At 53.2% G+C, this 21,365-nt stretch carries 13 protein-coding genes; 11 read left to right on the top strand and 2 right to left on the bottom strand.

Annotation, left to right across the window (positions count from 1 at the left end):
* Positions 1-375 precede the first annotated feature (375 nt).
* The 5 genes from ACOWVD_RS14405 to ACOWVD_RS14385 all read left to right on the top strand — a co-directional run bounded on the left by ACOWVD_RS14405 (position 376) and on the right by ACOWVD_RS14385 (position 8,827).
* Positions 376-3,402: a beta strand repeat-containing protein gene (locus tag ACOWVD_RS14405; RefSeq protein ID WP_049241539.1), complete on the top strand. Its 3,027-nt coding sequence runs from the start codon at positions 376-378 to the stop codon at positions 3,400-3,402.
* A 236-nt stretch (positions 3,403-3,638) separates the two neighbouring features.
* Positions 3,639-5,309 (top strand): type I secretion system permease/ATPase, encoded by a 1,671-nt coding sequence (locus ACOWVD_RS14400; protein WP_370531153.1) that lies wholly within the window; start codon positions 3,639-3,641, stop codon positions 5,307-5,309.
* Between the two features lie 48 nt (positions 5,310-5,357).
* Positions 5,358-6,689, top strand: a complete 1,332-nt coding sequence (locus ACOWVD_RS14395; protein WP_049241543.1) for an HlyD family type I secretion periplasmic adaptor subunit — start codon at positions 5,358-5,360, stop codon at positions 6,687-6,689.
* Positions 6,690-6,691: 2 nt separating this feature from the next.
* Complete coding sequence (locus tag ACOWVD_RS14390) at positions 6,692-8,065, top strand: TolC family outer membrane protein (protein WP_049241567.1); 1,374 nt, start codon at positions 6,692-6,694, stop codon at positions 8,063-8,065.
* A 93-nt stretch (positions 8,066-8,158) separates the two neighbouring features.
* Positions 8,159-8,827: a LuxR C-terminal-related transcriptional regulator gene (locus tag ACOWVD_RS14385; RefSeq protein ID WP_049241544.1), complete on the top strand. Its 669-nt coding sequence runs from the start codon at positions 8,159-8,161 to the stop codon at positions 8,825-8,827.
* Positions 8,828-9,346: 519 nt separating this feature from the next.
* Here ACOWVD_RS14385 and ACOWVD_RS14380 read toward each other — a convergent pair.
* Both ACOWVD_RS14380 and ACOWVD_RS14375 read right to left on the bottom strand, forming a co-directional pair.
* Positions 9,347-9,829 (bottom strand): hypothetical protein, encoded by a 483-nt coding sequence (locus ACOWVD_RS14380; protein WP_049241545.1) that lies wholly within the window; start codon positions 9,827-9,829, stop codon positions 9,347-9,349.
* Entirely contained in the window at positions 9,826-10,641 is an 816-nt protein-coding gene (locus tag ACOWVD_RS14375; RefSeq protein WP_420286436.1) for a winged helix-turn-helix domain-containing protein, read from the bottom strand. The genes ACOWVD_RS14380 and ACOWVD_RS14375 overlap by 4 nt, the downstream gene beginning before the upstream one ends.
* A 628-nt stretch (positions 10,642-11,269) precedes the next feature.
* On the opposite strand from ACOWVD_RS14375, the gene ACOWVD_RS14370 reads away from it, so the two are divergent.
* From ACOWVD_RS14370 to ACOWVD_RS14345, 6 genes are all read left to right on the top strand, one after another.
* Positions 11,270-11,854: a fimbrial protein gene (locus ACOWVD_RS14370; protein WP_049241569.1), complete on the top strand. Its 585-nt coding sequence runs from the start codon at positions 11,270-11,272 to the stop codon at positions 11,852-11,854.
* Between the two features lie 49 nt (positions 11,855-11,903).
* Complete coding sequence (locus ACOWVD_RS14365) at positions 11,904-12,599, top strand: fimbrial biogenesis chaperone (protein ID WP_049241570.1); 696 nt, start codon at positions 11,904-11,906, stop codon at positions 12,597-12,599.
* Positions 12,600-12,614: 15 nt separating this feature from the next.
* Complete coding sequence (locus tag ACOWVD_RS14360; protein WP_277496603.1) at positions 12,615-15,113, top strand: fimbria/pilus outer membrane usher protein; 2,499 nt, start codon at positions 12,615-12,617, stop codon at positions 15,111-15,113.
* 15 nt (positions 15,114-15,128) lie between these two features.
* Positions 15,129-16,205: a fimbrial protein gene (locus ACOWVD_RS14355; RefSeq protein WP_049241550.1), complete on the top strand. Its 1,077-nt coding sequence runs from the start codon at positions 15,129-15,131 to the stop codon at positions 16,203-16,205.
* Between the two features lie 80 nt (positions 16,206-16,285).
* Positions 16,286-16,792 (top strand): response regulator transcription factor, encoded by a 507-nt coding sequence (locus tag ACOWVD_RS14350; RefSeq protein WP_164095645.1) that lies wholly within the window; start codon positions 16,286-16,288, stop codon positions 16,790-16,792.
* A gap of 1,008 nt (positions 16,793-17,800) precedes the next feature.
* Positions 17,801-20,827 carry a DUF4214 domain-containing protein gene (locus ACOWVD_RS14345; protein WP_164095644.1) on the top strand — a complete coding sequence of 1,009 codons (3,027 nt, stop codon included), beginning with the start codon at positions 17,801-17,803 and terminating at the stop codon, positions 20,825-20,827.
* Positions 20,828-21,365: the final 538 nt, after the last annotated feature.

The following is a 21,365-nucleotide window of genomic DNA, read 5'->3' as shown; positions in this document are numbered from 1 at the left end:
TCGTTAAAATAGTTATTTATTCCGATTGTGTTTTGTTTTATTTGATTTTATTCTTATTTTTTATTTTTTTTCGATACTTATCTCTAGTGATGGTGCTTTTTTGATTGGTTTTTTCTTTTCGGATATATTTGGTTCGTGAAAGTGGCTTTCGGGAATTTTATGACTGGCATATTTGTCGGTAGGATTCTGTATGGATTAACTGCGCTTTCATTAGGTTATCATGGACTGATAGGCATATTTCCTAATCACTTTCTCTTTTGAGCCATGATTCTTTACACCATGGGCTTACGTATTCGTTATTAGTAACTTGAGCTGCCACTTGCAAGCTTTGCGGTGATTGGCACCTGTCATAAACTGTTTAAGGAAAGATTTCGTATGGCATCTTTAAATTATCAGAAAGAGGCTGCAGCACTGTTATATTCAGTGCTTGGTGAAAAAGCTGACGCTGCCACTTTCGACTCAGTCGGCAATAGCATTGAAAAAGGCCAGATTACAGCGGAAAGCTATGTAGATACCCTGCTGAACTCTGCTGCAGGTGTCAGCCTCTATGGCGGCAAAAGCGATCTGGATATTCTGAACAGCATTTATGCCTCCACTTACGGCAAAGCTGCGCCGGAGGGGTATCTGTCGGGCTTGCTGGCTAACTCCAGCCTGGAAACGTCGATCACCACCATCGTCAATGATCTGCTGAACTACAGCGGCTTTGATCAGGGCACGCTGGCTTCTCAGAACGCCTACGATCAGCAACTGAACACCATCCTGTATCCGTCCTATGACGCTGCAGGCGGCGCGCAGGGTGTTGCCGACGTAACGGCGCTGTATTATCTGGTCGGTATCGATCCGGTATCGGGCACCGTAAACTCGCTGGGCAGCCAAATTAACGCCGGTACGCTGACGTTTGAGCAGGCCGCCTCCAAGTTTGTCAACGATCGTCCGGCGTTGAAAGGGCTGTCTAACGACGCGTTCATTAAGCTGGTATTCACTGAAGGTTATGGCCGCGCGCCGACCAGCGCTGAGCTGAATACTTATACTTCCTTCCTGGCGAATGGCGGAGACCGCGGTCAGCTGTTGGTGAACGTGACTAACGATCTGCGCGGCACCGTCGGTTCGAACGATCTGGGCGCGCAACAGCAGTTCCTGCACGACACCACCCCGCATGCGCCGGGTCAGATCGCCGATCTGGCTTCTCAGGAGCAAGTCGCTTCCATCTTCCTGGCTATCCCGCAGCGTAACGTCGATGCGCAGGGCCTGGACGACTGGAGCAGCTACCTGGGCAAGGACGGGCACTCGCTGAACTCGTTGACGGCGAAGCTGATCACCTCCGCTGAGTTCCAGAAGAAAGGCGCGCAGCTGAGCGGCAACGACTACATCCAGCATGTGTTCACCGCAGTGCACGGCACGCCGGCCACCGCAGCTCAGCTGGCGCAGTACGCCAAACTGGGTTCCGATAAGGCGCTGATCACCACCGCCATCATCAACGATCTGCGTACCTCTACCGCAACGGATGCGGCGACGGTGACCCAGCAACACGCGTTTGAATACGATATCGGCACCAGCCTGACCTACAAAACTGCGGCGACCCTGTCCGCTTCCGCAGCGGGCGGCAACGCCACCGGCAGCGTCAACACCGGCACGAGCCATGTGCTGACCAACGCAGAGACCGCCGTGCTGGTCAACGCGGTGCTGAACGCCGATGCGGCCACCACGGTCAACCTGAAGTTCGCCGATCACCTGGCTGACCTGACCATCAACGGCAACAAGGCCGCTACGGTCAACCTGTCGGACAATGGCGTGAACACGGGCGTCGACATTACCGTAAACAACGGCAACGTGATCCTGAACGCCAGTTCTGGCAGCGATGACGTGCAGGTGACTTCCGCCGCCAACATCGCGACCGGCACCGCGCAGTTCAACCTGGGCAATGGCAACGATGCGCTGAAATGGGGCGGCAACGCCACCAACGGCTACAACGTGGTCAGCAGCAGCGTGCGCGCGAACGGTGGCAATGGTTCGGACTCCATCTCCGCCAACTTCATCACCAAGCAGCTGACGACCACCTCCAGCTCCTTCCTGGGGATCACGTCGTACAAAACGACCGTAGGCACCAACGCCGGTCAGTTCAGCAGCTTCGAGAAGATCGATCTGGGCGGCTACATCGGCGGCACGCAGGCGACGCTGAACGGCGCTGCCGTTAGCGTGAACAGCGGTCATCAGTTCGACTTCGGCGTGATCACCGGCAACGCGACCGCCAATGAGGTCGCCAAATCCGGCAGCCTGACCAACGGTCCGGCGTACTCTACGCTGGGGACGCAAGGTTTCGTGCTGTCCAGCTTTGCCAATGACGTGCATGTGATCAACATCTCCAACTTGAAAGGTGCTGACGCGGCGCAGTTGGAAGTGACCGGTGACGCTACCGCCAACAGCAGCCTGGACTTCACCTTCCTGCAGAATGCGAGCAGCAAGTTCGACATCAACTTCAATGCGGTGAGCAACAGTGATGTAAACGCGGGTTCCGTTTCGCTGAACAGCAGCAGCAGCGCGCTCTTTGGCACGGCGTTGTCCACGGTCAACATCAACTCCAACGGCAGCGGTGATTTCATCAACGTGCTGAATCTGGCCAGCAGCAGCCAGGTGACTAACGTGAACATTTCCGGCAACCACTATCTGGATCTGGATATCGGTTCCGGCAACGGCAGCGTGCGCACTATCGACGCTTCAAGCAACAGCGCCGGCGTTGACATCACCGCCAACGTCGCCGGTACCGGACAGGGCATCATCCTGAACTTCCTGGATCTGTTCCCGTTCAACGGCATCACCAAAGCGATCGCGTCGCTGTTCGGCTTCAAGAGCGATGACGTGCACATCACCGGCACCGCTCACGACGACGTCATCAGCGCGATGGGCAACAGCTATGTGACCGGTGGCGCCGGCGCGGACACCTTCAAACTGCTCAGCAGCACCCCGGATGCGGGCGTGACCATCAATGACTTTAACACCCACCAAGATACCCTGGTGGATGTGAAGTCTGGTCTGGCGCTGTCTGACAACGGTGTCATCAACGGCAACAACGGCACCCAGGTGGCCGATTACGGCTACAGCTCCAACGATGCTCTGCAGAGCATTCTGGGTGGCATTTTGACCGGCGGCATTACGTCGACCATCAGCTTCATCAACGCCATTTTGGGCATCAAAGACCAGCCGCTGTCGCACGTGGGCGTTGTGGGTTCAAGCGCAGGCAGCTATGTGCTGATCGACAACAACGGTGACGGCAAACTGGACAACGGCGATACCCTGGCCTTCCTGCAGGGCGTAAGCCACCAGGATGCGGCGCACATGTTCTACAACAACGACATCACCACCAACGGCGTGCAGTCTAACGTCGGCGATCTGGTTCACGCTTAACAGCAACAAAAGCAGTCGACCCCAGGCGGGGAGAAATCCTCGCCTGTTTTTGCCTCTCGAACTTTTACGCGGGCAAATAACTTTGGATTTACATTTTCTCTCTGTCGTCAATATTGAAAAAAGGTAGTACTAATTTGCGTCAGTATATTGGCAGTAATGAAATTGCGGATGTTATACGCACGCGCAGCAAAATATTCTGGACCGTCGGTATCTTTACCGCTTTTATCAATGTGTTGATGCTGGTTCCTTCCGTCTACATGTTGCAGGTTTACGATCGCGTACTGCCTTCGCGCAACGATATTACGCTCCTGATGTTGACCCTCATCATGTTGGCGATGTACGCCATGATGTCGCTGCTGGAATATGTGCGCAGCATGGTGGTGATCCGCATCGGCAGCCAACTGGACATGCGGCTGAACACGCGCGTCTATACCGCGGCCTACGAGGCCAACTTGAAGAACGGAACGTCGGATGCAGGGCAGATGCTGGGCGATCTCACCACGGTTCGCCAATTCCTGACCGGCAATGCGCTGTTCGCGTTTTTCGACGCCCCGTGGTTCCCGATTTATCTGTTGGTCATTTTCTTGTTCAACCCGTGGCTTGGGTTGTTCGCGCTGGTCGGCGCGCTGTTGCTCATCGCGCTGGCGATAGTCAACGAAATGGTCTCCAAACAGCCTCTGGGGGAGGCGAGCAAGCTTTCCCTGATGTCCGGCAGCCTGGCGAGCGCCAACCTGCGCAATGCGGAAGTGATCGAAGCGTTGGGCATGTTGCCGAACCTGAAACGCCGCTGGTTCCTGTTGCACAGCCGTTTTCTCAACAGCCAACGAGTGGCCAGCGAACGCGCCGCCACCGTCACCGCCATCACCAAATTCGTGCGTATCTCGCTGCAGTCTCTGGTGCTGGGGTTGGGCGGCTGGTTGGCCATCGACGGCCATATCACGCCCGGCATGATGATCGCCGGCTCCATCCTGATGGGGCGCACTCTGGCGCCGATTGAACAAGTGATCAACGTGTGGAAAAGCTGGAGCGCGGCCAAGCTGTCTTATCAGCGCCTGGTCAAGCTGCTCGATGAGCATCCGCAACGCGGCACCGGCATGTCGCTGCCCGCGCCGGTGGGCGCGCTGGCCGTCGAAGGCGTGACCGCCACGCCGCCGGGTTCCAAAGGCGAACCGGTCTTGCACAACGTCAGCTTCGCCCTGCAGCCGGGCGACGTGCTGGGCATCATCGGGCCGAGCGCTTCCGGCAAATCTACGCTGGCGCGTCTGTTGGTCGGTATCTGGCCGGTTTCAGAAGGCATCGTTCGTCTCGATACCGCGGATATCTACCAGTGGAATAAAGATGAACTGGGGCCGCATATCGGCTATCTGCCGCAGGATATCGAGCTGTTTGCCGGCACCATCGCGGAAAACATCGCCCGCTTTAACGATATCGACTCGGAAAAAGTGATTGAAGCCGCCAAATTGGCCGGCGTGCATGAGCTGATCCTGCGCTTCCCGCACGGTTACGATTCGATTATCGGCCACGGCGGCGCCGGACTTTCAGGTGGGCAGAAGCAGCGCATAGGTTTGGCGCGCGCACTGTACGGCGATCCGGCGCTGGTGGTGTTGGACGAACCCAATTCCAACCTCGATGACGCCGGCGAAAAGGCGCTAAATCAGGCGATTCAGCAGCTGCAGCAGCACAACAAGACGGTGATCCTGATCACCCACCGCACCAACCTGTTGTCGATGACCAGCAAATTGTTGTTGCTCGCCAACGGCGCTGTCAACGCGTTCGGCCCGACTCAGCAAGTCCTGCAGGCGCTTGCCAACGCTCAGAAACAGCAGCAACCGGCCAATCGCCAGGTCGCCGGTGCGGTGAATGCGCCAGCCGCCGCAGGCAGCTTCGCGCAAACGAAAACCCATTAATTACAGGCTAATCGGGCGGCTGGGCCGCCCGATGCCAGAGGTACCTGTATGTCTATGCCAGTTAGCGCACCGCAGACTTCTCTGGAAGTCGCGCTTCCTCAGGATGAGAAGAAATATACCCGTTTGGGGTGGTTGGTTTTGGCCCTTGGGCTGTTCGGATTTTTCATTTGGGCGGCGTTCGCCCCCTTGGATAAAGGCGTCGTGTCGGCAGGTTCGGTGATCGTTTCCGGCAACCGTAAAACGGTGCAGGCGCCGGCGAGCGGCATCATCAAGAGCATTAAGGTCAAGGAAGGCGATTCGGTTAAAGCAGGCGAAGTGCTGGTGCAGTTGAGCCAGGTACAGGCGCAGGCGCAGGTCGACTCCCTGAGCGATCAGTATTACACCACGCTGGCCAGCGAAGCGCGGCTGGTGGCCGAGCGTGACGGGCGCGATGCCATCACGTTTTCACCGGAGTTGGAAAAACTCGCCGGCGAAGCGCGCATCGCGGAAATCCTGACGCTGCAACAACAGCTGTTCAACTCGCGTCGGCAGGCGCTGAAAAGCGAAATCGACGGCTATCGCCAGTCGATCGAAGGCATGCGTTATCAGTTGAAAGGGCTGCAGGACTCGCGGGGCAATAAGGCGATCCAGCTGTCGAGCCTGCGGGAACAGATGAACAGCATGAAGCAGCTGGCCAGTGAAGGCTACCTGCCGCGCAACCGCTATTTGGAGATCCAGCGGCAGTTCGCCGAAGTGAACGGCAGCATTGATGAAACGGTGGGGCGCATCGGCCAATTGCAAAAACAGCTGCAGGAGTCACAGCAGCGCATCGATCAGCGCAATGCGGACTACCAGCGCGAGGTGCGTACCCAACTGGCGCAAACCCAGATGGACAGCAGCGAATACCGCAATCGTCTGGAGACGGCCTCGTTCGATCTGGATAACACCTCGATCACGGCGCCGGTCAACGGCACGGTCGTCGGGCTGAATATCTTTACCCAGGGCGGTGTGGTCGGCGCCGGCGACCATCTTATGGATGTGGTGCCGAGCCAGGCGTCGCTGGTGGTGGATGCGCGCCTGAAGGTGGAACTGGTGGACAAGGTGGCCCAGGGGCTGCCGGTCGATCTGATGTTCACGGCGTTCAATCAGAATAAAACACCGAAGATACCGGGCGAAGTCACGCTGATTTCGGCCGACCGCCTGGTGGATAAAGCCAATGGCGAGCCGTATTACCAGATGCAGGCGACGGTGACGCCGGAAGGCATGAAGATGCTGGCGGGACTGGATATTAAACCCGGCATGCCGGTGGAAGTGTTCGTCAGAACCGGCTCGCGCTCACTGTTGAGTTATCTGTTCAAACCGATTATGGATCGCGCGCGTACGTCGCTGTCGGAGGAATGATTGTGGCACGACTGACAAGGAATTTGGCCGGTGTCGCGTTGGCCGGAGCGGCGTTGTTCGCCTTCTCCGCGCCGGCGCAGGCTATAGGCGTGCTGGATGCGTACTCGCTGGCCATGCAAAAAGATCCGACTTTTTTGGCGGCGCTGAAGGAGAAGGAAGCCGGCGCTGAAAACGAAAACATCGGCCGGGCGGGGCTGCTGCCGAAAGTGTCGCTGAGCTATCAAAACTCGCCGAAGAACTGGCAGCAGGTCACCAGCCCGCAGCGGGTAAACATTTTCAGCAATGAGACCATCGACGTGACCACCCGGCAGCAATATCGCAGCTACTCCGGTTCGGTCACGCTGACCCAGCCGCTGATCGACTATGCGGCCTATGCGCGCTACCGCACCGGTGTGGCGCAGACGCTGATGTCCGACGAGCGTTTTCGCGGCAAGTTTATGGATCTGGCGGTGCGCGTCGTGAGCGCCTATGTCGATGTCGCCTACGCCCGGGATCAAATCGCGCTGGCGGAGGCGCAAAAAGCGGCCTACCAGGAGCAGTTGGCGCTCAACGATCGTCTCCTGAAGGCGGGAGAAGGCACGGTGACTGATGTCTCGGAAACGCAGGCGCGGTTCAGCCTGGCGGAGGCGCAGGCGATAGAGGCGCGCGACGCGTTGGACGCGGCTCAGCGAGAGTTGGAGGTGATCATCGGGCTGCCGCTGGATCAGCTGGAAACGCTGCGCGGGCTGCGGCCTGGCAAGTTCCAGGTGGCGCCGCTCACGCCGACGACCTTTGATGGGTGGCGTGAAAAAGCCATTGCGCACAACCCGACGTTGGCGGCGGCGCGGCACGGCGTGGAAGCAGCGGAGTACGAGGTGGAACGCAACCGGGCGGGATTTTTCCCACAGGTGCAGCTTTACGCTTCCCACTCGGAAAACGATTCCAGCAGCGACAACACGGTGAACCAGAAGTACCGCACCAACAGCATCGGCATCCAGGTCAGCATGCCGCTGTATTCGGGCGGTGGCGTGGCCGCATCGACCCGGCAAGCGGCGGCCAGCTACGGCCAGGCAAAATATGAAATGGATGCGCAGGTGGGGAGCACGCTGAACGATTTGCGTAAACAGTTCAACCTGTGCCTGAGCAGCCGCGCCAAGCTGGCGGCGTATGAGCTGGCGGTCAAGTCGGCGACGGAACAAGTGGATGCCACGCGCAAGAGCGTGCTGGCGGGGCAACGGGTGAACGTCGACGTACTGAACGCGGAGCAACAGCTTTACAGCGCGAAACGCGATTTGGCTTCGGCCAAGTACACCTATATCAAAGCCTGGGTCAGCCTGTTAAATGGCGCGGGCGCGTTGGATCAAGGACACATTCAACAAATAGCCAAATATTTCTGATGCTGCTGCATTCGGTTTCTGCTTTGGCCGGATGCACTGCGGTCAAGTAAGACGTAGAAGCGTTGCGTGGAACACCCACGGAGGGAGCGGTATATGAATAGGAGCTATCGGAGTCTTGTTTTAAAGAACAAAACTGTAGAAAGCATCGCCGTACTGGAACCTTTTCCTTATGTATCCAACGTGCTGGTGGATATGTTTCTGGGGATACCTGAAGTCACGGCCATCTTCGATACGCAACGAATAGAGACGTTGCAGGAGGTGGTGGATAGGAAAGGCATCAATATGGTGTTTATGGATTTGGTTGACAGCGATAACGACCCTATTGCGGGATTATCTTTCATTACCAAGAATGCCTTGCTTTGGCAACATATTGATTTGGTTATATTTACATCAATAACGAATTCTTACATCCTGGAGTTCGCAAGGAAAGTGGGCGCGGTCGCCATACTCTCCAAACGAGACGAGATGGATAAAATCAGGGAGAAGATCAAAACGATATTTTCACGGCGCTCTTTCTACTATCCGAAAGAATGGGCGTTTTATGGAGATGTCAATAATATGAACTTTACACGCAGCGAGTCGGCGATCATTTACTTTCTGTGCCATGGAAAAAGCATGAATGAGATATCTGAGATAATGGGGATATCTTATAAAACAGCACATACCCATAAAAGCAATATTATGAACAAGTTAGGCGTTAAAGGGTTGTTTAACCTACATAAGGTCATTCGTGCGATTAGATTTTCTGAAGGGCACGCCTAATCGTTTTTCGGTTTGATTAACTTAAATCACCGCCAATTTTTGCATAAAGACAAATTTTACCCCCATTTATACCGTTAAAGTGGTATGCAGTAGAAATGTAACGTGAGGAAACAATGGAAAAGATTTTATTAATCGCAGCTTGCGGTCTGCTGGTGACGGCTTTTTTCGCCTTGTATCGACACTTCAAAGGGCGACGTACTTTAGGCCGGCGGCGCCATTAAACCGGCCGGCACCCTCCGCGGCGATGTGATGGGGCGCCTTTCCAGAGCTTTAAGGATAATAAAATAAAAGCCTGGAAGGGTTAAAATATAGATTTACAAATGCGTATATAAACTTTCATTTATAACAAGAAAGCACGATGTGAGAGAAGCCATTGACCCCGCAAGCGCGGGGTTTTTTTTCGGCATCATGAACGGCCTGCCGCCGCTGCGGGAAAATACCCCTGCGATTCAACTGTTCAATGTCTTTCGATTGGCACACTATATTGCGGATTATTCCTCCGCGTGCCCAATATTGCCGTCAGTAACGTTTGCATATGAGAAATGGCGAAGAAATCATGGTGATGATATATTGATTCTTGAGTTTTCCAATTTCAATATATTGCTTGCTTTTACCGTCGATTTGCAGAACGTATTTTTCTTCTATCGATTTCGGCACGTTATCCAAGGCAGAAGGCTTGATATTCACATCATCGATAATGTAGATGCCTTTATTGTCTAAGTCCCACATCTGAAACTTGATCTCTCTGTCGATGCGATAAACTTTGTCCCCGAGCGTTAGCCCGCCTTTTTGCAATATCATTCCATGCCGGTTGTTATAGAGGTTAATCAGCAGGTTGGTGCGAATCGTCACGGATTCTTCGTTGTTAATGTTCTTTCTCGACAACAGTTCGCCCATGCATTGAAGTTTTATATCCGAGCGGCTGCTGATGAACCAGAGTACCGTCGCTGCAGTAGCTAATGAAAATAAAGCGGTTGAACAGATGAGCGCGAGCCTTTTCATTTTATTGTTCCTTGCACGCTTCTTATCGATTTACAGTTATTATAATTGCTATCATCGGCTACCTGGCAAATACCGATAAACGAAACGGGCGATACAAAAGTACTTACGTTGTCTTTGCTGTAAAGAATATCATAACGCGTCGTCTCACAATCCAGCGGTTCGTTACGAAGTTCGGCTTTTGCCTGGTCGATTATCGTATTTTTCACGTGAGGCGGGTTCACGCCTAAATAATAAACATTGCACTTTTTGTAATTGTACAATAAAGCAGGCGTTTCCGTATAAATAACCGGCTCTTTGTTCTGCGTGAGTACATAGAGAAATGACACGATAAACGCTAAGCAGGCAATAATGGCGCTGACGGCGAGAATAGGGGACGGCGCATCTTTGCCTGGTTCGTTATCGGTAATAGGCATCTCTGTAATCGGTAACGTTTCAGGAATGTTCTCCTCGAGAACGGGAGCTTCTTTTAAAATTGCTTCGACCCGAGCATTGAAAATAAAACCGACTTTAGGGATGGTAGTGATAAGTTGCGGATCGTGACCGAATGTCTCAAAGGCTTTGCGTAACTCACTGATCGCGACATTTAGACTATTATTTGAACCTGTAAAACCGTAATCAAACCACACCCGAGCAATCAGCTCGTTGCGTAACGCTGTTTCTTTATTGTGCTTTATCAACTCAAGCAACAGACGGGTGGCCTGGTTGGAAAGCTCCAAAACGCTTTCGTCTTTATCCTGGACTTTAAGATTTTTCTCATCCGGCGAGAAAACCATTCTTAACTCTATGATATACTTCATTTTTTGTGCTGTCATGATTCCGTTACGATAGCCTAAATATAGCTTTAACCATTATATATAGGGAGTCAACATTTCTATATCAATTCTTTTAAATATCTTATTTATTTGAGTTTAAACAGGATTTTATCCTGTTTTGTGTTTGTTTCCGCTTAATTATAAGAATTTATTCATTATTATTGCTTATTTTTTGGTTTTACTGTCTGTTGTTTTCTATAAATTATTATAAGGTTTTGCTTGGGTTCTCTCTGAGTATAATTTCTCTCCACTGAGGCGACACTTCTTGGTGGTGTTTTTTAAGTAATATGTGATTTGGCGGGGCGATTTGAAATTATTTTTAGTGTCGCTTTTATGCGCTATTTTTCTGAACGATGATTTTTTTATGACTCAGCGTGCGGAATGTGATAAGTGCGGATCATGAAAAGGAGTTTTTATAACAAGGACGTGTGCTTTTTTGCCTGTGGGTGAAAAATATGCCGGGGATGCATGATGATTCTCGGTAAAATTTTATATATATAAATACATATATTCATTGATGAATACATCTGATACCGCTCGCCGTTTAAGACGATTGCGGCCGGAGGGCATTATTGCATGTATGGGGTTATATATGTTTATTTGATTGAATAAAGTAATGGAGTTTTACATGAACAAGAAAATTATCTCTTTGGCGGTGCTGGCTGCTGCGATGACGTCTGCTGCGGCAATGGCTGAAGACAATTCCGCCGGTGGCGTTATTTCTTTCTCCGGTGCGATCACTGACACCACTTGTACTATCAACGGCGGCAAAAGCGCTGACTTCACCGTTGCGCTGAGCCCAATTTCTGTGAAAGACGCCGGCACGACTGTAGGCCCGATCACTAAAAACAAGAAATCATTCTCTCTGACTTTCTCCGGCTGTACGCCAGCTAGCGGCACCGCAGGCACCCCGCTGAAAATTTACTTCTCTTCTGCAGATAACATCTCTAACGATGGCAAATATTTGCTGAACAACTCCGTTAATGAAAATGACGCCGCCGTTGCTAAAAACGTAGGCTTCTCATTGGCTGAACCGGGTTCTTCTACCCCCATTCAGCTGAACGTGCCTTACAACACCAGCATTATCGGTGATAAAACTGCGCCAGAGTCTGAAACCCTGACACTGGATGCTTATTACTACAAGACCAATGCAGACGAAGCGAAAGTAGGTGCTCTGAGCTCTAACGTGACCTACACCATTTCTTATCTGTAATTGGAAAATCGCCAGGCCCGATATTTGGGTCTGGCGTTAAGGGTCGATGATGAAAAAGTATTTATTTCTGGCCGGTTTGCTGTTCAGCTCCACGTATTCTCATGCGAACGTGGTGATTAACGGGACCCGAGTCATATATCCGGAAAGCAATAAAGATGTTGTGGTGCAGCTGTTGAATAACGGCAAGGACCCGTCTTTGGTGCAGTCTTGGATCGATGATGGCGATCTCAATTCAACGCCTGAAACCGCTAACGTGCCTTTTTTGCTTTCACCACCCGTGGTGAAGGTTTCGGGGGATAGCGGCCAACAATTGCGCATTAAGAAAGTGGGGGTTGCGCTGCCGTCGGATCGCGAATCCGTGTTCTATCTCAACGTGCTGGATATTCCGCCGACGCCGGAAAACCTGAAAGGCACCAATACGCTGCAACTGGCGATCAAGTCGCGGATAAAGCTGTTCTATCGTCCCAGCGGTCTGAACGGCGGCGCCGGTGAAGCGCTTAAAAACGTCGACATTCAGGCCAACGGCAAAGGTTTCAAAATCATTAATAAAAGCCCTTACTACCTGACGGTGGCGAATATCGACAATAAAGATAAAAAGCACCTGCTGGTGGATTCCGTGATGGTTGCGCCATTCTCTGATGTCTTCGCTGCAACTAAAGAGGCGGTGATGAAAAACACCCCATATACCCTGATGTATATTGATGACCTGGGGGCTTATAAACTTCAAGCCGTCACCTCGCATTAATGTGAATTTGCAAAAATGAAGCTGAATAAAAAAGCCCTCTCTCTACTGACAGCCTCTTCATTCTTGATGTTGGAAAATGCGTCGGCAATAGAGTTTGATACTTCGCTATTGGCCGGCTCTTCGCGCGAGTCCGACCTTTCGCGTTTTTATATCAACAGCGATATGCCTGCGGGAACGCAGGAAGTTGATATTTATGTCAACAATAATTGGAAGGGGCGTTATTCACTGAATTTTGGTGAAACGAGAGATGACATAAACATCAGCTATCAAGATGCCGCGTTGCTGGGAATCGACATGGCGGATCTGCCCGCGCCTGACGATGAGCGCGCCATGCTGCCGATCGCGAGCCTGGTTCGAGGCGGGAGAACCGAGCTGGACGTCGGCAGCCTGAGCTTAAGGCTGACGGTGCCGCAATCCCATGTGTTGCGTTCGGAAGCCGGTTATGTCGATCCCAAATTTTGGGATCGTGGCGTATCAGCATTGATGCTGGGTTACAACACGACCTACTACCGCGTGAAATCAAAGCAGGGCGGCAAAGAGGCCACCGACGATTTTTATACCGGGCTGGAGTCCGGCGTCAACCTCGCAGGCTGGCAATTCAGGGACAACAGTTCGTATCGCAAAGCGTCGGGCCAGGACGGCAAGTGGCAAAACAATACCCGTTATGTGCAGAAGGGGTTTGCCGGCATCAAATCCAATTTTACCGCCGGTGACTTTTATTCGCCGGGCGAGCTGTTTGATTCAGTGCGGATGCGTGGCGTGTCATTGGCTTCCGACATCAATATGCGGCCAAACTCGCAGCAGGGTTTTTCGCCGGTGGTGCACGGCGTCGCGCAAACCAACGCCTTGGTGAAAGTCATACAGAGCGGCAACGTGGTCTATCAAGAAAACGTGCCGCCGGGCGCGTTCGTCCTCGACAATATTCAGCCCACGGGTTCCGCGGGCGATCTGTTGGTGGTGGTAAAAGAGGCTGATGGCAGAGAACAGTCTTTCACCGTGCCTTTTTCCGCCGTGCCAAACATGCTCAAACAGGGCGTGAACAAATACAGCCTGCTGGTTGGTGAAGTGAAGCAGTCCAATACCGATTATCAGCCAGGCTTTGTGCAGGGCACGCTGCAATACGGTTTCAATAATCTGGTCACCGGTTACGCCGGGGGCATTATCAGCGATGATTACCGTTCTTACCTGCTGGGCAGCGGCTGGAATCTGCCGATCGGCGCGGTGTCGCTGGACGTCACCCATGCCAATACTTCCCTGAAAGATCGCCGCGAAAGCGGGCAAAGTTTCCGCATTGCCTACAGCAAATTCCTCGATGCTACCGCCACCAACTTTACTCTCGCGGCGTATCGTTATTCGACCAAGGGTTATTACAGTTTCAGCGACGCGATTTATGCGCATGAGGGATATCGCCAGTTCGAGACGCGCTTTAATGAGCTGCGGGAAAATGAAGAGGGCGGCGAGAGCGCCGATCTGGATATGAATACCTGGGATGCGCTGCGTTCCGCTCGGCCTCGCAACACCTTTAACCTGAACCTGAATCAGCGGTTGGATGACGGCTGGGGCACGGTCTATTTTTCCGGCACACAGCGTGATTATTGGACGCAAAACGGCAAAAGCCGGGAATATCAGCTTGGTTATTCCAATGCCTACGGCAAGGTGAGCTACAACGTTTCCGCCAGCCGGGTTCGGAATGCTTCGCGACAGGAAGAGACGCGTTACTATTTTTCGGTCAGCTTGCCGTTGGCGATATTCGACACCCCGGCGTACCTCAGCAGCGGAATGACGGCGACCAACTCCCGTTATCAACAGAGCAATATTAGCCTGAGCGGCAATGCGTTGGAGTCGAATCGCTTAAGTTACGCCGTTGCCGCCAGCAATCAGCGCGGCGGCAACAATATGGGCAGCGCCAACGTGGCATATCGCACGAGTTTCTCTACCTTGGGCGCATCATACAGTGAGTCTTCCGGCTATCGGCAGGCGGGTTTGAGCGGCCGCGGCAGCCTGGTGGCGATTCCCTGGCACGTGCTGGCATCCAATGAGTTCGGCAACACCATGACGGTGGTGGAAGCGCCAAAGGCCGCCGGCCTGATGGTCAACGGCGATGAAAGCATCGTCACCAACAGCGCGGGGTTGGCGCTGGTACCGTACGCCACTCCATACCGGGAAAACTCGGTGACGCTGTCGGACACCGGCAACAGCAGCGGCGCGGAGATCATCGGCAATATCGCCAACAGCGTGCCTTACGCCGGTGCGGTTAACTACCTGCGGTTTGAAACCGACCAGCGTCAGTCCTATACGCTGCGCGCTTATAAACACGATGACAAGCCACTGCCGTTCGGCGCGGAAGTGCTGGATGACGCTGGGGAATCCATCGGCTATGTCGGCCAGGCCAGCATGCTGTACCTGCGCGCCGATCGCGAGCCGAAAGCGTTGACAGTGCGCTTGCGCAACGGCAGCTGCCGGATAGAGCGGCCTGCGCTGGCGCCGGATGCCGCACCTGGCGTATGCCAATAACACGGGATATGGACGATGAAATTCAGAAGCGTTGCTTTGTTGCTGCTGTCCGGGCTGTTTTGCAATTACGGCTATGCAGCTTGCTATGAAAAAACCAGCATGGGATACGGTACGCCGATATCTATCGACTTGTCGGACAAGCTGAGTGCAAAAAATCCGGTCTGGCAAGGCGAATACGCCACCCAATATGTCGGGAGCTTTAAGTGTTCGGGAGGCCTTTTCCAAAATTATGAGTTCGCCTATACCTCACTGTTGCCTACCGGCTCTAAAAACCCAGTGATTATCGGGTTTAACAATGGCAAGCAGTGGGTGCGCGCCGAAATTGTCAATGAGATAGACGGCGTAAAGTTAAAAGGGGCCGGAACTTATTCGGCCAGCGAGTTGAACCAGCCGATGACGTTGCGTTTCTCGTTGGTCGACAAGAAGGGCACCGCCGTGCCCGGCGACACCAAACAGTTTGATAGCGCACTGCTGGTTTCCGACGTGACCGGTATTGGTCCTTTGACCTGGATTATCAAAATGACGGGCAAGCTGCTCACTTGGATCCTGAGCGGGTTTCAGGATTGGCCCATTGATGAGCGCGATATGTATGCCCAACCGCTCATTCTGCGCTACGCGCCCAAAATGACCACCTGCAGTTTTGACAATGCCGGGCTGCAGGTCATGCTGCCAAAAACCGGCATCGCCCAATTGGGGAAAAATGCTCAGGCCGGCTATACCCCGTTTACGTTGAACATGAGCTGCGAGAACATGCATCAAGCGGGTATCGCCGATCGCGGCGTCGACATGTTTTTATCCAGCAACAACCTGTTGCCTGCCGATGGCACGGTGCTGACCGATAAGAATCCTGGCGCTGCGCAAGGGGTGGGTATTCGGCTGGTGCAGGCTGATAAGCCGGGCTCGCCGGTCATGCTTTCGACCTCTCCGAACGATCGCGGCAATGCAACGTCCTTATTTAATGTGGCGGTCGGCCAGGCATTGGCAAGCCATTTCTCTATTCGTATGGGCGCTTATTATTATCCTTATGATATTTCCGGCGCCACTCAAGGGGAAATTAATGCTTCGGCGACGCTGAACATTATTTACGACTGAAATGGAGACGCGCCGCTGCGCGCCTTCAGTGGTTGTTTCGATGATGCATTGTTAATGTGATGGTGAGCGGTAATAGTTGTATGCGTGTAACGGTTCTTAGCGATGACTATTTTTTTTCGTTGGGTATGAAAGTGATGTTGAGCCGTGAATACGGCAATGAGTTGTTTGTGCAGGGGCGGCATTTGCCGCGCTATGGACAGATTAGGCCCGCATATTTTCAAGCTGGCTTGTTTATACTCTCTTTCTCTTCGATAGGGCGAGTGTTGGAAATACTCTCTATCGCGCGGAATCCTGAATTTAAGGCGCTGATATTTACGCCGCTTCGTTGTGGCCAGCTGCTCAATGTTAATTGCATCGAGAAAAATGCCGGCATGGCGGAGATAGTGAAGGAGATCGATCGGGTTTTGGCTCGTAATTGGGGGACTTCGATGTCGCCAAGAGAGTTTCTTGTATTATCGCTGCTGTTGAAGGGGGCAACGATGGCGACGATTGCCAACGTGCTGGCGATCAGTGAAAAAACGGTGAGCCAGCATAAAATGAATGGGCTGCGCAAGCTGGGATTCGAACGGCTGGGGCAGCTTATTTAGGTGAAAGCCGCTACGGCCAGGCGGGAGAACGGCGCTGACGACATACGGTCTTTCGGCGGCGGGCACCGAGTGCATGATGTTTCTGGGTGGGGATTTTCCCGCCTTTTTTATTGCGGCCAATTGGGCGTCGCGCAGGACGATCAATCCTCCTCTGCTTTAAGCGCCCGGCGGCTATGCCCGTTAGGGCGCGTCGGCCTTTTCCACTGCGGCTTCCAGCCGTAATTTCATATCACCGCCGCCGTAACGGTGCGGCCTTTCACCGTATTTCATCGTGAAAAAACACGGTGTTCGGCGTTCTTTGCTGGTGAGTAAAATGGCGATCTTCCCGCTTCATAGGGGGATTTTGCCTGAAAATAAAGAATTTACATTCTACGGTTTTATAACTCATTGTATTTTATTGTTTATTTTATAGGGTGAATCTTAATTAACACGTGAGGCTAAGCTGGTCGATTATTGCTCTAAAAATGAGAATTTTTTAAGTTTCTCGACCTATTCTTTATTCTCGCGCTTATAAGTAATTTATCGCTATAGGAATTTTAAAATATATTTTATTCCTTTGTTTTATGTATTGTTTTGTCTTTTTGTGTAAATGGATTTATGTTCTGAAAAATAATCAACATATAGATTTTAAATCTTATAAATAGTTATATTTCAAATCAATATCTTATAATTTTGCTATTTTTGGTTTTAAAGTCTATTTGTGGGTGGTGTTTTTCAAGAGGTTGCGGTTGTTGCATTTATATATATATTTAGCCTCGTGAAAGGCTTTCATATCACTAGCGAACATAAATTTTTATTTGCTGTATATGCGCCGAATTCCTCATGGCAGAGAATTGGCGATGGTGCTTTCATTTCACAGCCGGGGCGATATGCGAAGGGGCAAGAATAAACCTTTGCAGTGCTTTGGTTTCGATCATATGCCAAATGTATTTTTGGATTCTATTCATTTGCTCTTTAGCCACTGGAGGCTATTGGCATATGTCATCAGTTATATAAGGAGAATCACCTATGGCATCTTTAAACTTTCAAAAAGAAGCCGTTGCCCTTACATACGCGGTGCTCGGCGTAAAACTCGATGCTGCGACTTATGACTCCGTCGGCAGCAGCATTGAGAAAAATCAACTGTCGGCCGAAGACTATGTCGGCGCATTGCTGAAATCTCCCGCTGGCGCCGAGAAGTACGCAGGCCAAAGTGATTTGGATATTTTGAGCAGCATTTACGCCGATACCTACGGTAAACCGGCGCCGGAAGGTTATCTGGACGACATGCTGGCGCAAAATGGCCTGGAAGGCGCGATCGCATCGGTCATCACCGATCTGCTGAACTACAATGGCGTCGACGCCGACATGTTGGCGACTCAGGAGCATTACGACCAGCAGCTGGATGAGATCCTTTATCCGTCTTATACCGTCGCCGGCGGCGCTGATGGCGTCTCCGACATTCTGGCGCTGTACTACCTGGTCGGCATCGACCCGGTGATGGGCACCGTTAATTCGCTGGGCAGCCAAATCAATAGTGGCGCCCTGACGTTTGAACAGGCGGCGTCCAAGTTCATCAACGATCGCCCGGCGCTGTCGTCGATGGCGAACGACGCGTTCGTCAACACACTGTTCGCCGAAGCCTACGGCCGCGAGCCGACTGCGGCAGAGTTTGAACAGTACACGACGTACCTGAACAACGGCGGCGATAAAGGCCAGGTGCTGGTCGATATGATCAACGATCTGCGCGGTACCGTCTCCTCTGACGACGCGGCGGCGCAGCAGCAGTTCCTGAACGACACCACCCCGCATGCGCCGGGCGAGATCGCCGATCTGGCGACGCTGGAAATCGTGGCGTCGATCTTCCTGGCGATCCCGCAGCGCAACGTTGACGCGCAGGGCCTGGACGACTGGAGCAGTTACCTGGAACGCGAAGGCAACTCGATGAGCTCGCTGACGGCGAAGCTGATCACCTCCGCCGAGTTCCAGAAAAAAGGCGCCTCGCTGAACGGCGACGAGTTCATTCAGCACGTGTACACTGCGGTGCACGGCGTGCCGGCCAATGCATCCCAGCTGCAGAAGTACGCGCAGTTCGGTTCCGACAAGACGAAAATCACCGTCTCTATCATCAACGATCTGCGCAACTCGACCGCGACCGATAACGCGACCGTGAGCCAGCAGCATGCGTTTGAGCACGATATCGGCACCAGCCTGGCGTATAAAACCTCGGCTCTGCTGTCCGCTTCTTCAACGGACGGCAACGCCACCGGCACCGTCAACACCGGCAAGGGCCACGTGCTGAGCAATGCGGAAACCGCGGTGCTGGTGAATGCGGTGTTGGACGCCAACGCGGACACCACCGTCAACCTGAAGTTCGCCGATCATCTGGCTAACCTGACCATCAACGGCGGCAACGCCACCACGGTCAACCTGTCGGACAACGGCGTCAATAAGGGTGTGGACATCATCGTCAACAACGGCAATGTGATCCTGAACGCCGGCTCAGGCGACGATCACGTGCTGGTGACCTCCGTGGCCAACATCGCCGAAGGCACCGGGAAATTCAACCTGGGCGCCGGCAACGACGTGCTGAAATGGGCCGGCAACGCCACCAATGGCGTAAACGTGGTCAGCAAAGACATTAGCGCCAACGGCGGCGACGGCGTGGACACCATCTCCGCCAACTTCATCACCAAACAGCTGACCACCACCTCCAGCTCCAACTGGCTGGGAACGTCTTACAAAACCACCATCACCACCAACGCCGGCCAGTTCAGCAACTTTGAGAAGATCGATCTGGGCGGCTATGTCGGCGGTACCGGCGCGACGCTGAACGGCGGTTATGTGGGCGTTGATACCGGCCACCAGTTCGATTTCGGCGTGATCAACGGCAAGGCGACGGCGGATGAGATCAAGAACGTTGGCAAGCTGACCAACGTTTCCGCTTCTTCATCACTAGGCACGCAGGGCTTCGTGCTGTCGAGCATGGCGGACAACGTCAGGGTGATTAACATCGCCAGCACCAAAGGCGGCAACGCGGCGCAGCTGGAAGTGACCGGCAACGCCACCGCCGCCAGCAGCCTGGGCTTTACGTTCCTGGAGAATGCGACCAGCAAGTTCGACATTAACTTCACCGCTAAAAGCGACAGCGATGTCAACGCCGGCTCCATCTCGCTGAACAGCAGCAGCAGCTTGCTGTTCGGCACGGCGCTGGAGACGGTGAACATTAACTCCAGCGGCACCGGCGATTTCAGCAACATCCTGAACCTGGCGAGCAGCAATCAGGTGAAGACGGTGAAAATTTCCGGCGATCACTATCTGGATCTGCACGTCAGCGCCGATAACGGCAGCTTGCGTAACATCGATGCGTCTTCCAACTCAGCTGGGGTGACCATCACCTCCGAAGTGGCGGGAACGGGCCAGGGCTTCATTCTGGACTTCCTGGATCTGCTGCCGTTCAGCTCGCTGACCAAGACGATCGCCGCGATGTTTGGCCTGAAGCGGGATGACGTGCATGTCACTGGCTCCAGTCAGGACGACGTGATCAGCGTGATGGGCAACACCAACGTGACCGGCGGCGCGGGGCATGACACCTTCAAACTGCTCAGCAGCACCACCGAGGCGGCGGTGACTATCAAGGACTTCAACATGTATGAAGATACCCTGGTGGATACGCAGTCCGGCATGACGATGTCCGGCAAGGGCGACATCAACGCCAACAACGGCACCCAGGTGGCGGATTACGGTTCCGTGTCCGGCGCGGCCAGCTGGATTGCCGGCATTCTGGGCGGCATCATTACCGGCGCCATTGTGGGCGTGACCAACATCATCAACCAGATCCTGGGGCTGGATAAGCAGCCGTTGTCAGAGGTCGGCATCGTCAGCGCGGACGGCGGCAGCTATGTGATCGTCGATAAGAATGGCGACGGCAAGCTGGATAAAGGCGATACCTTCGTCTTCCTGGATGGCGTTGATCATAATGAAGCGATGAAGCTGTACTACGCGAATGACATCAGCCTCAACGGCGTGGCATCTCAGTCAACCGAATTTGCCTGATAGTTCATTGCGTTATTCTACAAGGCAGGGATTTCCCTGCCTTTTTTCTTGTCCGCTAGTGAGCCCTGGATGATTGTTTGCTTACGCGAAGGGGCTATTACTTCTTACGTCCGCTATTAATGCGCGCCGCTGCGGCGTCTTATCGCTCCTTTCCACTATGATCTGACCTTTCTGCGACGTTTACGAGCTGGTGGCAATCCTACGACGATATTCATTAGTAACCGTTACTTTTCTACGCTGGGGATATCGGCGGGATAAAGGGTGGGGCAACGGCAGCTGCCGGGAAGGGGAGATAAAAAAGCCCTATATAGATAGGGCAAAGACACACAACAACACCAGGGAAACTTTCCAACATCTTATATTATAGCTGCCTATATATACAGACAATTTTGTCCTAAATGTGTAAGCGATTCTTATTATGCCGAATGGTTTTTCACTCTGCCGGCTCCGTCGGCCATCTGGTCCCCAGCCTGTTTTTCGCACCGGCGAGCACGCCGAATCTGCACGCGGCAGCCGGCAGCGTGGCGTTAATCATCGG

The organism is Serratia sp. SA088 (assembly GCF_049065515.1).
GTDB classification, from domain to species: Bacteria; Pseudomonadota; Gammaproteobacteria; order Enterobacterales; family Enterobacteriaceae; genus Serratia; species Serratia nematodiphila.
This window is presented reverse-complemented; position numbering and strand designations above follow the sequence as displayed.